This window comes from Streptococcus sp. 27098_8_73, from assembly GCF_041432495.1.
Lineage (GTDB): Bacteria > Bacillota > Bacilli > Lactobacillales > Streptococcaceae > Streptococcus.
The window spans coordinates 219,092-232,307 of the sequence record NZ_JAPVZT010000001.1; the positions used below are offsets into that span (position 1 = coordinate 219,092).

The 13,216-nt window shown below is 43.2% G+C and carries 12 protein-coding genes; all 12 read right to left on the minus strand.

Going from position 1 to position 13,216, the window contains the following annotated elements:
• Positions 1-176: 176 nt before the first annotated feature.
• Positions 177-2,630, minus strand: a complete 2,454-nt coding sequence (locus O3651_RS01165) for a CAP domain-containing protein (protein WP_371609280.1) — start codon at positions 2,628-2,630, stop codon at positions 177-179.
• Positions 2,631-2,861: 231 nt separating this feature from the next.
• A complete protein-coding gene (locus tag O3651_RS01170) occupies positions 2,862-6,158 on the minus strand; it encodes a pneumococcal-type histidine triad protein (protein WP_371609281.1) in 3,297 nt (1,098 codons plus the stop codon).
• Between the two features lie 8 nt (positions 6,159-6,166).
• On the minus strand, positions 6,167-7,099 hold the full coding sequence (locus tag O3651_RS01175; protein ID WP_371609282.1) for a metal ABC transporter solute-binding protein, Zn/Mn family: 933 nt from the start codon (positions 7,097-7,099) through the stop codon (positions 6,167-6,169).
• 261 nt (positions 7,100-7,360) lie between these two features.
• Positions 7,361-8,092, minus strand: a complete 732-nt coding sequence (gene trmD / locus O3651_RS01180; protein WP_371609283.1) for a tRNA (guanosine(37)-N1)-methyltransferase TrmD — start codon at positions 8,090-8,092, stop codon at positions 7,361-7,363.
• On the minus strand, positions 8,082-8,600 hold the full coding sequence (rimM, locus tag O3651_RS01185) for a ribosome maturation factor RimM (RefSeq protein ID WP_371609284.1): 519 nt from the start codon (positions 8,598-8,600) through the stop codon (positions 8,082-8,084). The genes trmD and rimM overlap by 11 nt, the downstream gene beginning before the upstream one ends.
• Positions 8,601-8,694: 94 nt before the next feature.
• On the minus strand, positions 8,695-9,057 hold the full coding sequence (locus tag O3651_RS01190; protein WP_371609285.1) for a TIGR02328 family protein: 363 nt from the start codon (positions 9,055-9,057) through the stop codon (positions 8,695-8,697).
• 75 nt (positions 9,058-9,132) lie between these two features.
• Positions 9,133-9,687 (minus strand): GNAT family N-acetyltransferase, encoded by a 555-nt coding sequence (locus O3651_RS01195; protein ID WP_371609286.1) that lies wholly within the window; start codon positions 9,685-9,687, stop codon positions 9,133-9,135.
• A gap of 159 nt (positions 9,688-9,846) precedes the next feature.
• Positions 9,847-10,512 carry a TrkA family potassium uptake protein gene (locus O3651_RS01200; RefSeq protein ID WP_371609287.1) on the minus strand — a complete coding sequence of 222 codons (666 nt, stop codon included), beginning with the start codon at positions 10,510-10,512 and terminating at the stop codon, positions 9,847-9,849.
• A gap of 10 nt (positions 10,513-10,522) precedes the next feature.
• The gene (locus tag O3651_RS01205; protein WP_371609288.1) at positions 10,523-11,872 is read right to left on the minus strand and encodes a TrkH family potassium uptake protein; all 1,350 of its coding nucleotides are present in this window, start codon (positions 11,870-11,872) and stop codon (positions 10,523-10,525) included.
• Positions 11,869-12,420, minus strand: a complete 552-nt coding sequence (locus O3651_RS01210) for a putative immunity protein (protein WP_371609289.1) — start codon at positions 12,418-12,420, stop codon at positions 11,869-11,871. Before O3651_RS01210 ends, O3651_RS01205 begins: the two co-directional genes overlap by 4 nt.
• A 174-nt stretch (positions 12,421-12,594) precedes the next feature.
• Positions 12,595-12,834: an RNA-binding protein KphA gene (gene kphA, locus O3651_RS01215; RefSeq protein ID WP_005590445.1), complete on the minus strand. Its 240-nt coding sequence runs from the start codon at positions 12,832-12,834 to the stop codon at positions 12,595-12,597.
• A gap of 19 nt (positions 12,835-12,853) precedes the next feature.
• Positions 12,854-13,126, minus strand: coding sequence for a 30S ribosomal protein S16 (gene rpsP, locus O3651_RS01220; protein WP_005590447.1), 273 nt, complete (start codon positions 13,124-13,126; stop codon positions 12,854-12,856).
• Positions 13,127-13,216 lie beyond the last annotated feature (90 nt).

Consider the following 13,216-nt stretch of genomic DNA (forward strand, 5'->3'; position numbering starts at 1 on the left):
TAAAATCCTCTGCTATTATAACATGATATCCCCTGAAAAGCAGATAAAAGGAATGTTTTCTAGCTAAATTAAGAATTATTTGAGTCTCAAAAAATTTTCTTCCACAATTTTTTCAATCAAACTAATTCACCAATAAAAAATGAAGCGAGCTGTAACACTCACTTCACTATTATATACTATAAAGTTTTTCTGCGGCGATGGTTGATTGCACCCGTGAGCAGAGCTGCACCGAGAGTCATTCCAAGGAAAGCTAATTGATCAGCTTCCGTTCCTGTATTAGGAAGGACGATTGCTTTGTTAGCTGAAGCTTTAGGAGCTGCTGGCGTTGGTGTAGCACTAGTATTATTATCAGTCTTAGGCTGATCTTGAGCAGCTACGTTTGCTGTCGGTTCAACCTGCGCATCCTTCTCATCTTGAGAAATTGGATTTTCATTCGGAGTCAAAGTTCTTGGATTTGCTGCACTTGTTGCTGCAACACTATGAACACCACTTGCCTGATAAGTCGTTGAAACAACTGGCTCTAGAGCTTGACGCTCTTCTTTTGGAAGAAGACTTTGCAAGTAATTATAATTTGCTAGCAACTCATTATAGGCTGTTTGCAAATCAGCTAATTTTTTATTTTCGGTCTCAGCGAGGGCCTGTTTAGCTTTCAGGTCAGCCTCTGCTCTTGCCAAATCTTGCTTAGCTTTTTCCAATTGCTGCGGAGCTGTTTTCAGATCTACAACTTTCTTCTTAGCTGCCACCACACGATTTTGAGCAGCGACCAATTCAGCTTTAGCTGCTTCCAAGGCTGCATTCTTGTTTTCTTCAGCCGTCTTCAAGGCTGCAAGCTGGTTTTTAGCCTCTTCCAAGGTTGCTTGGGCTTTCTGCAATTTAGCTTGGTATGGAGAGAGGGCAGAAGCGATTCTCGCTGTCGCTGATCTCAAAGCAGCCTTTTTATCTGACAAGTTTTGTTGAGTCAGGGCTAGACCATTCTCAGCAGCTTCAAGATTCTGCTTAGCTTTGATAACAGTAGCCACACGATTTTTCTGCTCATTAGACAAATCTGTCAGCTGATTATTTAAAAGATTCAGGCTAGACTCTTGACTAACTTTCTGCGCTTGTAACTCTGCCAAACGATTCTTCAACGCTGTCACATTGGCACTTGAAGCAGCCCCACGACTGCCGCCGCCACGGAGAAGTTTCTCCATCGCTTCAACTGTTAGCAGTGTACCATTATTGACTCTTTGGTTGAAATTACGAACATTGTGGAATCCGACTTCTGAAGTTCCGTGTGGAGTGCCCCATTGATTTGGATGAGTATCATAGGCAGCAGAAATAGCATTGGCCTTGTTATCCATCATTTGGACATAGTGACCGATTTGCGCAAAGACTTCCGCACCCACTTTCATATAAATGGCATTAGCATCCAGTTGTCTTTCATCAGTTGGCAGACCGTATTGAGCAGCAATCTTCTGATACAAGGCTTTTTCACTATGCCAGAAATTAACCGCACCTTGAGGATCAAAGCTAATAGCTACGTTTTCATTGCCAATCAGTTTGCCCATGTGCCAGTTAGCCTTTTCAAAGTACAAGGTCTGAATCTGACTGGCAACATTGGCATATGGATCCACCAAAAGTTCTGGCAGTCCTGCATTACGACGGTAGGCATTGATAGCCTTAACCAATTCCAAAGCCTGCAAGTTATTTTCCAAGCTAGCTGGGCTAGATGGATCTGAACCGACAGTGATCTTGAATTCATTCTGACCACGCTTGTAAAGGGCTAAAGCATCAGCTGCAGCATTTCTTACAGCTTCGTTATTCGAATTATCTCGAAGATTCTCTAAAAATTGCGAATAGGTCGTATTCCGAAAATCAACTGACCCCGTACTTGCATTTTTCTGTTCATGCACCAACTCTGTGTTTGTTGCAGTAATCAATTGCTTGGTCTGCTCTAAGTTAGCCTGAGTTTGATTGATTTTGTTTTGAATTTCTGCTTGATTTTGTGGTGCAACACTTGTTGCCTGTTCCGCTTTTACTAGTTCATTTTTAGCATGCTCCACAGCTGTCTGAGCTTGATTTTCTTGACTTTTAGCAGTTTCTACAGCCGCAGTTTCCGCGTGAACTGGTTCTTTGGCTTTGTTTAACTCAGATTCTGCCACATCCACCAATGATTGTTGACCAGCAATTGTATTTTCTTGGTCTTTAACTGCTTGACTTGCTTCCTGAACTGCAGTTTCTGCTTCTTTGACAGTTTCTGATTTTGCTGTTACTTCTTCTTCAGCTTTTTTAACACTGGTCTCTGCTTGAGAAATGTTTTCTTCAGTTGCTGCTTTTTCATTCTCAGTAGCTGTAGCCACTTTCTCTTGAGCCTCTGAAACTGCAGTTTTGGCTCCTTCAAAGTCTGCTTCAGCTTTCTTAGTTTGCTCTTGTTGCTGATTTACATTTTTCTTGGCAGCATCTGCTTTTTCCTTCGCTTCTGCTACATCCGCTGTCGTAATTGGTTTCTCGGTAACTGCTGTTGCCTTTGGTTTAGTAGCCGTTGACTCAACGAGTTCATCCGCTTTGACCTGATGGCTAAGCGCACCAGAAATAATCGTTGTCGCTGCAATGCCAGTTGCTACAACGGATTTACCAATTTTCTTGTCCATAGACATCTCCTTCTAATAGCACATGTATCATTTTACAATCAGTCCTATGCTATAATACTAACATAAAATGACTGGTTAAACCAGTCAAAACCATATCATTTAAATAGAAATTCTATTACAATTTTATGACAAAAATCGAACGCTCCATCCTGAGAATATAGAAATAGAGCGGATTTAAAGCATTTTTCGCCTCTTCCGCTCCTCATTTCCATTTATTTAGAAAAAATTTCTTTACTGCTTATTTGCTTCTGATGTCACTTGACTTTCGGCCTCTTTTTCTGAAGGAGCTGCTGAATTTGATTTTTCTACTTCAGGAGTGGCTGGTGAGCTTGGATCCTCCACAGTCTCTTTAGAAGCCTCGCTAGGTTTTTCTTCTTTAGTCTCCTCAACTGGACTGGCCTCCGTCTCAGTTTTAGCTTTAGTCGGAGCTGGCTTGTTTGCTTGAAGCTGATTAAAGAACGCTTCTGCTTCGGCTAGCAAGGCTGCTTTATCCACACTCGGATCGGATAATTTATCCAATAGAGCATCTACCTTAGCAAATTGCTCATCTGTCCCCTGTTGTTCCTCAAGCATCTTGTGGGCGGACATCAGCAAATTGTAAATTTTCAGATAGGTCTCTTTATCCTTGAGCGCTGCAGATGTCTGCTGTTCTTTTAATGTTTCAACGATTTGAGTCAAGAGCGTTTTCGTTTCTGCTAAGATTGTTTCTCTATCTTTGCGGGCTTCTTGCAAATCAGTTCCAAGTGCTGCGAGTTGCTTTTGATAATTTTCTTGCAGAGTCGAATCCGTTACTTTTTCCAAAAGTTCTTGACCTTTTTGGAAGAGAGCTTGGAGAGTTTCTTCTGAGATTTCCTCTGTAGGCTGTGGTGCAAATTCTCCGTACAATTCTTTCAAGAAACCATAGATAGCCGTCTTATAACTGTGATCGTCCAGCTTTTCGGTATCCAGAACCGTTTTATCCTTGGCTGAAGCAGCCTCACCACTTGCCAGAGCCTTATCAACTTCTAGCTTGGTTTGATAGAGTTCCAAGAAAAGAGCTTTCAGATCGACCGCTTCGATAAAGGCCTGAGATTTATAAAGCTTGAGCGTCAAATCAGCAACTTTCTTACGAAGTTCTGGCTGCAAACGAGCATCATCAACCGCAAGATAGAAAGCTTTGAGATACTCAACGGAGGTCACTCCTGTTCGGTCTTGATAATCTTGCAGACTTTCCAATAGTTGCTCAATCTCAGCCATCTTAGCTTCATTTTTTTCTACCTTAGCTGTCTGCAATTCACCGAGCAAGCTGGTTTTATTCACATTGTAGCTATCCGTTTCCAAACGTTTGATCTTGTCAACCAATTCTTGATATTTTTTATCAACTTCGGTCAGCTCTTCCGTTTTCGCTTTTTCATCAACACGAATGTAGTGCTTATCAAATTGATCCAGGCTTGCCAGATAGCCCTCTGTTGAGTTGCTTGGCAATTGCTTCATGGTTTCTACAAAATTACCGAGAGCTAGCTCGATTCGACGCTGCATGAGCAAGTCTTTAGCATAAATGGTTCGGCTAGCTGCCAAGAGGGCATCTACCTTTTCAAGAACAGCCTTTTCATCATAGCCTCCTTCTTGATAAGCTGATTGTAAGGCTGGGATTTTGTTCTTCAAACCTAGATTCAATCCTTTGGATTGGACACGGATGTAGTGGTTGTGATCGCCATGCGGAATGACAAACTGACCATTTTCCACCTGAATGCTGTATGGAGACAGACCTGAACGCAGAGCTGTTGTATAAAGCTCGTTTAGGAAGTCCAGCTCTGGATTTCCAGTTTCTAGAGGAATCCGAACGTGCTCTTTTCGAACAGCGTATGGATGGATATGTGTCGGATCGTAGTCTTGATCTGGATTATTAAAGACAAAGAAGCCTTTTGAAATCTTAATTGCTTCACGCGGTACGCCATAAGTCTTGGAAATATAAGCGATTTTCTCTTCGTCACTGGCGTCACGAGAAAAACGGTCATATTCTGTGCTGACTTGACTGGATTGGCTTGAATCTTTGTGCTTAGCCAGGTTGGCTTCTGCAGCTGCAATCTGATCTTTGGTCAAATCCTTTTTGAAGAAATAATGTGCATGGCCGCCGTGTTGGACAACGTAACCTTCCTCATCTTTTGAGATGACATGTTCAGCATGGAAACCATGGTCATGCTCATCTTTATCAGCTGGTTTGGCTGGCTGACTTGGATTTTCTGGTTGGCTAGGCTGGCTTGGTGTACTTGCAGCAGCCTTAGGATAAGTCTTCTGACCAGCAACAGGAATGTTCCGAGCTATTTCTTCTTCTAGGGCAGACAGTTTGCTGTAAGGGATAAAGTGGTAGTGATTTCCATGTGGAATGGCCACTCCTTCTGCGGTCCGTCTAACGATTTTGCTTGGATCAAAGACAAGACCATCTTTTTCAACATAGCGTTTTTCTTTTGGTGTATGGTAGAGTTTCTCAAGTAAGGTTTGATAACTTGATGGTCCATCTTCTGCTTTTTCAGCTGGTTTGGCTCCGTGCCCAGCGTCTGCTTGGGCAGGTTTGGACGGTTGAGCTGGCTTAGCAGTCTGTCCCTTGTCAGCTTGATGTGCTGGCTTAGTCGCGGTTCCTGCATGTTGATTTTCTGATGCTTTAGCTATAGGAGCAGAAGCTTCTCCTCCTGTATTAGGATTTTCAGCTGGAGTAGCTGCTTGCTTGCCTCGCTGCAAGGAATCCCAGTAGGCTTGGGCAGCTGCTAACTCACCTGGCGACAGATCACTTTTAGGAATATAATGCATATGACCGCCATGTGGCACAAGGAAGCCATCTCCTGTATCCGAAATCACATCAGATGGACTGAAAACATAGCCGTCATCTGTTGTATAGGCGCCATTGCTCCGACTCGATGCAGTGCCTTCTGCTTGATAGGTTCTCTTTCCTGCAGCATAAGCGGCACTTGGACGACTGAAGTCTTGTGTTTTTCTGCTAACAGTTTGACTCGATTTAGCTTCTGAACCGCCTTCGCCTTCTTCCTTGCTAGGATGAATCTGTCTTTGCCGTGCGATTTCATCAACTGAACGAACATTACTGGTTTCTTTGGCATTGGTCAGATATAGATAATATTTGCCTGCAACCTTGATAATATAGCCATCTTTCACTTGGTTGATAATATCTGATTCCTGCAATTGATAATTTGGATCCCGCATGATCAATTCTTCACTCAGAATTGCATCAAAGGGAACCTTGCCATTATAGTAATGATAGTGATCACCATGTGAAGTCACATAGCCTTGATCCGTAATCTTGACAACGATCTGTTCAGCAGTAACGCCTTCTTTGGCCTGAATCTGCTCAGGTATCAATTTCTCGGCTTTTTGAGATTTATTGTCCTGCTTATTTGTAGATTTCTTTTCTACATAAGCCACTCGATTTGTTGCTTGTTCTTGTGGCTTATCTGCTTGATACTGCATGATCGCATACCCGCACACACCAAGTGTAGCTAGTGCCGCAACTGAACTAATAATATATTTCTTTTTCATACATCACCTCAATGTTTTAATTCTTTGGCTAAAATTTCTAAATTATCTTCTAAATTTTCAAGATAGGTCTTATCATTTTTAGGATCTGCTTCCAGAGGATTTAGCACCTTTAGGTTGACTCCTGTCGCCTTCTTCAAGGTTTCAGCCAACTTAGAAGAAGCATTGCTCTCGACAAAAATCGTCTTGACTTTATAGGTCTTGATAAAATCTTGTATCTCCGTCAACTGCCTTGGACTAGGCTCTTGGTCTGGCGAAATGCCTGAAATCCCCAGTTGCTTAAGACCGAAACGCTTGGCTAGATAAGAAAAGGCTGTATGCTGGGTCACGAAAGTTTTTTCATCTAGCTCGCTAAAGACTCCTTGATATTTTTTGCTCAGGGCCTTTGCCTTCTCTGCAAATTTTTGAGCATTTTTTTGATAGGTTTCCGCATTTTTACTATCTAGCTTGGACAATTCTTGAGCAATGAGCTGCGCCTCTTCTGCTACTTTTTCAGGATCTAGCCAAGTATGTGGATCATAGAGAGTCTTTTCATCTATTCCTTCCTCAGCGGACACTTCTTCTAGACCGGCCACCTTGTCCAACTGCATCCCATTGCTGGCTTCTACGACCGCTACTTTGGACTTTTGTAAACTAGGATCCAGACTACCAGCCCAAGACTCCAAAGTCCGAGAATGATACACAAAGACATCTGCTTCATAAATAGCCGCTACATCGCTGGCTGACGGCTCAAATTCATGAATCCCTGCACCCGACTGAATCATCCGAACATCATTTAAGTCTCCCGAGACTTCTTTGACCATCGAATAAATCGGGTAAAAACTCGTGACAATATTGAGCCCGCGTTTGCTAGCAGCACCGCTTGCTTCCTTTTTACTACAAGCAGCAAGGCCAAGCCCCAGGAAGACTAGACTTAAGGCCATCAAAACTTTTTTGATTTTCATTCCAACTCCTTAACCAGTTTAGCAATCATTCAAAGAAAGAACTATTTTCAAAACATTCTTTCCCAAGAATTGCTTTCAAAAATAGTTTCTTTTGTTAACTGGTTTATTAACTAGTTAAGATAATACTCCTTTTTATTTTTTCTGTCAAGAAGGAAGTTTGAATTTTTTCAAAAATTTTCCAGCTCTTTATCCAAATAAAAAAAAGCCACAAACGTGGCTTTGAGAAATCGATATATAGATTTTGCTCCTTTATAGAAAGGACTAGTTCTCACTAGCCCTACTATTGGCTCGAATTTCTTCCAACATTTTGGCTTCTTCGGCTGTACATTCATAGTTTTCCAGCAAGTCTGGACGGCGCTCATAGGTTTTTTTCAGACTTTCATAAAGACGCCACTTGCGGATATTCTCGTGGTGCCCACTCATGAGCACTTCTGGAACGACCATGCCCCGATAGTCATAAGGACGAGTGTACTGAGGATACTCCAAGAGTCCAGATGAAAAGCTGTCATCCGTGTGACTGACTTCCTTGCCAATAACCTCTGGAATCAGGCGAACTGTCGCATCAATCATGGTCATAGCCGCCAATTCTCCTCCGGTCAGGACATAGTCACCCAGCGAAATCTCGTCCGTCACCAAGGTCTTGATCCGCTCATCATAACCTTCGTAGTGACCGCAGATGAAGGTGAGTTCCTCTTCCTTGGCCAATTCCTCAGCATAAGCTTGATCGAAGGTACGTCCGGCAGGATCCAGCAAAATCACGCGCGGCTGCTTCTTTTCAATAGCATCATAGGCATCAAAAATAGGCTGAGCCCGCAGCAGCATGCCCTGACCGCCACCATAAGGCTCGTCATCCACATGCCGAGATTTTTCCGCATTTTCTCGGAAATTGTGATAATTGATTTCCAAGAGACCTTTTTCTCGCGCCTTGCCCACAATCGAGTGCTCCAAGGGCGCAAACATCTCCGGAAAGAGGGTCAAAATATCAATCTTCATCGTCCAGTCCTTCCGGTATCTCTACATCAACCCGACCTTGCTCGATGTCAATTCCCAGCACCACCGGCGGAATGTAAGGCAGTAGCAAATCACGCTTACCTTTACGTTTGACCACCCAAACATCATTGGCGCCTGGCTGGAGAATCTCCTTAATCGTACCTAGCAGAACATCATTTTCATAGACTTCAAGGCCGATAATTTCATGGTAGTAAAATTCACCATCTTCCAAATCAGCCAAGTCTTCTTCGGCTACTTTCAGACTAAAGTCACGAAATTTCTCGATGTCATTGATATGATACATGCCCTTGAACTTGATGATATCAAAGTTCTTGGCCTTGCGATGGCTGGCTATCTCCACATTCATAACAAACTGATCCTTCTTATCGAAAAGTGCCAGTTTATTGCCTTTTTTAAAACGCTCTTCCGCAAAATCTGTCACCGATAAAACTCGCATCTCACCTTGCAGACCTTGGGTATTGACGATTTTACCAACATTAAAATAATTCATTTTTACTCCAGTTAATCTTTTTACTATTCGTTTTATTGTATCATTTTGCTGGCTTTTTCTCAAGGCAGGCAGCTGGATCAGACCGCGGAATAGCCTATAAGTCAATACCTTTTTCTCTGAGATTTTGCAGGCATTCCTCATAGTAAGCCGCGTCATGCTCGGGGTAAATAGGGCTTGACACAGCCATTTCTTCCAGATGCACATAGGCTGGACAAGTCTTGCCACGATAGTCCCGCTCCAGCCACTCTGGGGACACACGATAACCTCGCTTGCTCATCTCCTCCATAATCAGCTCATGGTAGCGGTAAAGCAAGTAAGGAGAGTGAGTAAAAACATAGTCAACGGTCGCATGTTTCTTGCCCCAGCCATTACCACGAAGGGCGCAGCATTCCCGATGCTGCCCAAACAGTTGCGGACGGGGAAGCTTGGGAATCAATGCTTGATGCCAGAGTCTCATTCTAACCTCCTTTTAGTAAAAACAAAGCAATCTTTTGTTGCTCCAAATAGCCTTTGACCACTATAAAACTTCATTTTAATAATCGCTGAAACGTCTATATTTGATTTCAAAGTCGAAATAATTCTCCTCCTGAAGTCGGTGGAAAATGTCCCGATAGGCTTCTTCATCAAAAGACTCCCCTCGATAAAGGATTTCAAAGCTAAGATCCTCATATTCCAGAAAGGCATTGGCTGAGCGGAAGCCCTTGCTTTGATAGAAATCCCAGCGAGCTTGACGCTGCTCAAGATTGTCACAGGGCTCATCAAGGCGCTCGATTTCTAAAAGCATGGTTCGCTGATAGAAATTGACCAGCTTTTCAATAATTTCACCACCATAGCCATGGCTGCGCAGGTGGGGCATAATCGCAAAGAAACTAACATAAAAGGCTTGCGCGTTGGAGATGGCAAAGGCAAAACCTACAAACTCTTTTTCATGATAAAAGGCGAAAAAATTAGCATCTTCCTGATCCTCATATCGTAAAAACTCACTGAGCGGTATCCTTTCCTCTTCTGGGAAAGCTTCGTTATTCAAGGCTTCTACCTTATCCAAATCTGGAAAATCTGCTGTAATGATCTGGCTGGTTAAGCTCATAAAATCACTCCTTTTCTAGTGATAGTATAACAAATTTTACAACTGGTTTCAAAAAAGAGCCCTAAAAGAGCTCTTATGTATCTATTTTTTATGAAATGATGGTAAGGTGCCGAGTTCCTAAGAACTACCGACAGTTGGTCCCGATTGGACTCCCAGCTGCTACTTCACTATTTCACGTAAATCGTCCAAATGCTGGTTATCAGTCACAGCCATAATGCTGACTCCTTCTGGCCAGACAAAGTCTGGAGTAAACTGGCTTTCCAAAGGCTGATTTTTTGTCAGACGATAGCCGATGATATTGAGATGATAAAGCCTACGAGCGTCTACATCACGAACTGTTTTCCCGACCCAGCTAGCAGGCAGCTCAAACTCAGCCACCACTACATCGTCATCCAGCTGGAAAACCTCAATCGAATGGTTAAAGAGAATGGTCTTAGCCAATGAAATACCAGCCTCCACTTCAGGCAGGATAACCAAATCAGCTCCCACCTTTTCCAATACCTGCTGGGTTACTTCATCCTTGACCTTGGCAATGACATTTTTTACGCCCAAAGCCTTGCAGTGCATGACCGCTAGGACGCTGGATTCCAGACTTTCTCCCGTCGCTACGACGACCGTATCACAGGAACCAACGTCTGCTGCCTCCAAAAGCTCCATATCGGTAATGTCCCCGATCACACCAACGGCAATCATGTCTTCATACTGATTGATTGTCTCTTCGTGATTATCAATCGCAATGATTTCTACATCTTGAGAAATCAAGGCCTCAATGATACTCTGTCCAAAAATCCCCAAGCCGAGGATTCCAACTGTTTGATTTGCCATTTCTTTTCTCCTATCCAATCATAATGTCCGCCTTGCTGTAATGCAAGGTTGCAGCCTTCTTCGGTTGGTAATGGTTAAGACTGACCATAAGAGTCAGCGGCCCCACCCGTCCAATAAACATCAGCAACATAATCACAACCATACCAGCTGTATTGAGGCTGGTAGTGATATTGGCCGTCACACCAACTGTAGCCAGTGCCGAAACAGTCTCAAATATCAGGTAAATAAACCGATGACTGCTATCAGTCACTAGCCCAAGAGCCAAAAGACCAAGCAGAAATGTCAGCTGAAAAATCACTGTCACACCAAAAGCCTTCTGCACCAGCTGAGGAGCCAGTGTTCTCCGACCGAGATTAGTATGTGGCAAGCCCAAAATCTCCTTACGAGCGAAAAGCAAAAGAACTAAGAAGGTCGTAATTTTCAGACCGCCCGCTGTACCACCCGGAGCCCCTCCTAGAAACATCTGGAGCAGATAGATAAACAGGGTTACTGGACGAGCAGCCGTATAATCGATGGAAGCAAAACCAGCTGTCCTCATGCTGACTGTCTGGAAAAAGCTGACCAGTAGCTTATCGCCAAAGGAAAGATTGCCAATCGTTCCAGGATTATTATACTCCGTCCAGAGACTCGAGACCGTCCCAAAGACGAGGAGACCAGCAGTCAGTAGCAAGACTACCTTAGTATGAAAGTGCAGCCCCTTCTGTTTTCCTCCTAATTTGGTCGCCAAGTCAAACCAGACCATAAAACCAAGTCCGCCAGTAATGATGAGGAAAGCCAAGGTGATATTGACCAAAACATCTGTCTGCAAGCCTAGTAGACTATCATTGCCAAAATTATCAAATCCTGCATTACAAAATGCAGAAACAGCTAAAAAGATAGAATTAAAAATCCCTTTTCCCAGGCCAAACTTAGGAATGAAGCGAATCATGAGAAGGAGAGCGCCCAGTCCTTCGATAGTAAAAGTCGTGATAAAAATCGAACGGACAAATTGACCTAAGGTACGATTGTGACCATAACTAAAACTATCCCGCAGAATGCGGCGATCCTTGAGGCTGAGCTTTTTCCGACTTTCCATGGTGAAAAATCCGATAAAGGTCAGGATTCCCAAACCACCAATCTGAATCAGCAGCATGCAAAGGAGCTGCCCCCAGACATTGTATGTATCTACAACCGATCGTGTAAAAAGCCCTGTCACACAGACCATGGAGACCGCTGTAAAAAGATGATCCAGATAGCCCGCTTGGGAACTTGCCGTCTGCACCCAAGGCAGACTGAGTAGCAAGGAGCCACAGAATATCACCAGAAGAAAAGACAAGATAATCTTTTGCGCTGGTGACAAGCGTGAAAATAAATGCTTCATAAAGTTTCCTTTCCTGATCTAATAAAAGCAGAGGCCAGCTCTATCTGCCCTTTTCTTTCCTTGACAGCCAGCCGCAAATCATCTGGACTCTGCAAGTTTCTGACTTTGATGGCATAATCCGCTGCGACAATAGCATATCCCCGCATATGGGCTGTTGCGACTGCTTGGGCAAAGACACGCGCAGCATAGTTGCCGATTTGTGATTGAGCTTGCTGAGACAGTTTGTTAGCTAAGAAACCAGCCTTTCTTAGTTCATAGGCAGACGCCCTCCCATCAAGTCGATCCTGAAAAACCTCTCTTACCTGAGTCAAAATCCTCTGCTTCTCAAACTCATCTTCCGTATCTATCAGCGGTATAAAGCTTGACGCCATTTTCATAGCCCATCGAGCCAGTTGCCCCTGAGGAAGTTCCTCCAAAACAAGCTCCAATTCCAATCTCTTCTCACCATCATCTAGAATTTTCAGCTTGTAAGGGCTCGGTAAAATCACTTGAGCATTTTCATAACACTTGCGCTCACGGGCATTCCAAGCATAATCTTCTGGCTTCATGTGTCCTCCCGTTTCGAGTTTATTTGAATTCGAGTGTAGATTTGCGTTTGTCTTAACTGAGATACTTGGTTCTCGCAGAGCTCGAACTGCATCAATGGCCCTAAATTCAACTACGCCTAACGGCTTGTTTCATTAAGGGCCATAGAAAAACGGGACACATGGCCCCGCTGCTTCTTATTTCTCATCAATGACGATGCGAACTTTTTTGTACTCGGTTGGGACAGAGTAAACAATCGTCCTTATAGCGGAGATAGTACGACCTTTACGACCGATCACACGTCCAACATCGCTTGGATCAAGATCAAGATGATACTCTAAAAACTCAGGTGTATCTTCAATCTTGATAGTTAAGGCATCTGGCTGTGAAATCAAAGGTTTCACTATCGCAATAATGAGATTTTCAATCGTGTCCATATATCAACCTGCACTTCTATTATTTAGAGTATTTTGAATCGTGGAATTTCTTCAAAACACCAGCTTTTGAAAGGATATTGCGAACTGTATCTGAAGGTTGAGCTCCATCAGCCAACCATGCAAGAACGCGATCTTCTTTCAAAGTCACTTGGTTTTCTTCAACAAGTGGGTTGTAAGTTCCAACTGTTTCGATGAAACGTCCATCACGTGGTGAACGTGAGTCTGCAACGTTGATACGGTAGAAAGGTTTTTTCTTAGAACCCATACGAGTCAAACGGATTTTTACTGCCATTTTTAAAATTTCTCTCTTTTCTTATTTTTTATTTCGGTGAAATAGCTGAGCTATTTAGCACATGTTCTATTATAGCAGATTTTTAAGAGG

What these genes read in the sequence shown, in the direction of transcription:
- O3651_RS01165 (WP_371609280.1), bottom strand. Translation starts at nt 2,630, where the DNA reads ATGGACAAGAAAATTGGTAAATCCGTTGTAGCAACTGGCATTGCAGCG.
- O3651_RS01170 (WP_371609281.1), bottom strand. Translation starts at nt 6,158, where the DNA reads ATGAAAAAGAAATATATTATTAGTTCAGTTGCGGCACTAGCTACACTT.
- O3651_RS01175 (WP_371609282.1), bottom strand. Translation starts at nt 7,099, where the DNA reads ATGAAAATCAAAAAAGTTTTGATGGCCTTAAGTCTAGTCTTCCTGGGG.
- trmD (WP_371609283.1), bottom strand. Translation starts at nt 8,092, where the DNA reads ATGAAGATTGATATTTTGACCCTCTTTCCGGAGATGTTTGCGCCCTTG.
- rimM (WP_371609284.1), bottom strand. Translation starts at nt 8,600, where the DNA reads ATGAATTATTTTAATGTTGGTAAAATCGTCAATACCCAAGGTCTGCAA.
- O3651_RS01190 (WP_371609285.1), bottom strand. Translation starts at nt 9,057, where the DNA reads ATGAGACTCTGGCATCAAGCATTGATTCCCAAGCTTCCCCGTCCGCAA.
- O3651_RS01195 (WP_371609286.1), bottom strand. Translation starts at nt 9,687, where the DNA reads ATGAGCTTAACCAGCCAGATCATTACAGCAGATTTTCCAGATTTGGAT.
- O3651_RS01200 (WP_371609287.1), bottom strand. Translation starts at nt 10,512, where the DNA reads ATGGCAAATCAAACAGTTGGAATCCTCGGCTTGGGGATTTTTGGACAG.
- O3651_RS01205 (WP_371609288.1), bottom strand. Translation starts at nt 11,872, where the DNA reads ATGAAGCATTTATTTTCACGCTTGTCACCAGCGCAAAAGATTATCTTG.
- O3651_RS01210 (WP_371609289.1), bottom strand. Translation starts at nt 12,420, where the DNA reads ATGAAGCCAGAAGATTATGCTTGGAATGCCCGTGAGCGCAAGTGTTAT.
- kphA (WP_005590445.1), bottom strand. Translation starts at nt 12,834, where the DNA reads ATGGACACGATTGAAAATCTCATTATTGCGATAGTGAAACCTTTGATT.
- rpsP (WP_005590447.1), bottom strand. Translation starts at nt 13,126, where the DNA reads ATGGCAGTAAAAATCCGTTTGACTCGTATGGGTTCTAAGAAAAAACCT.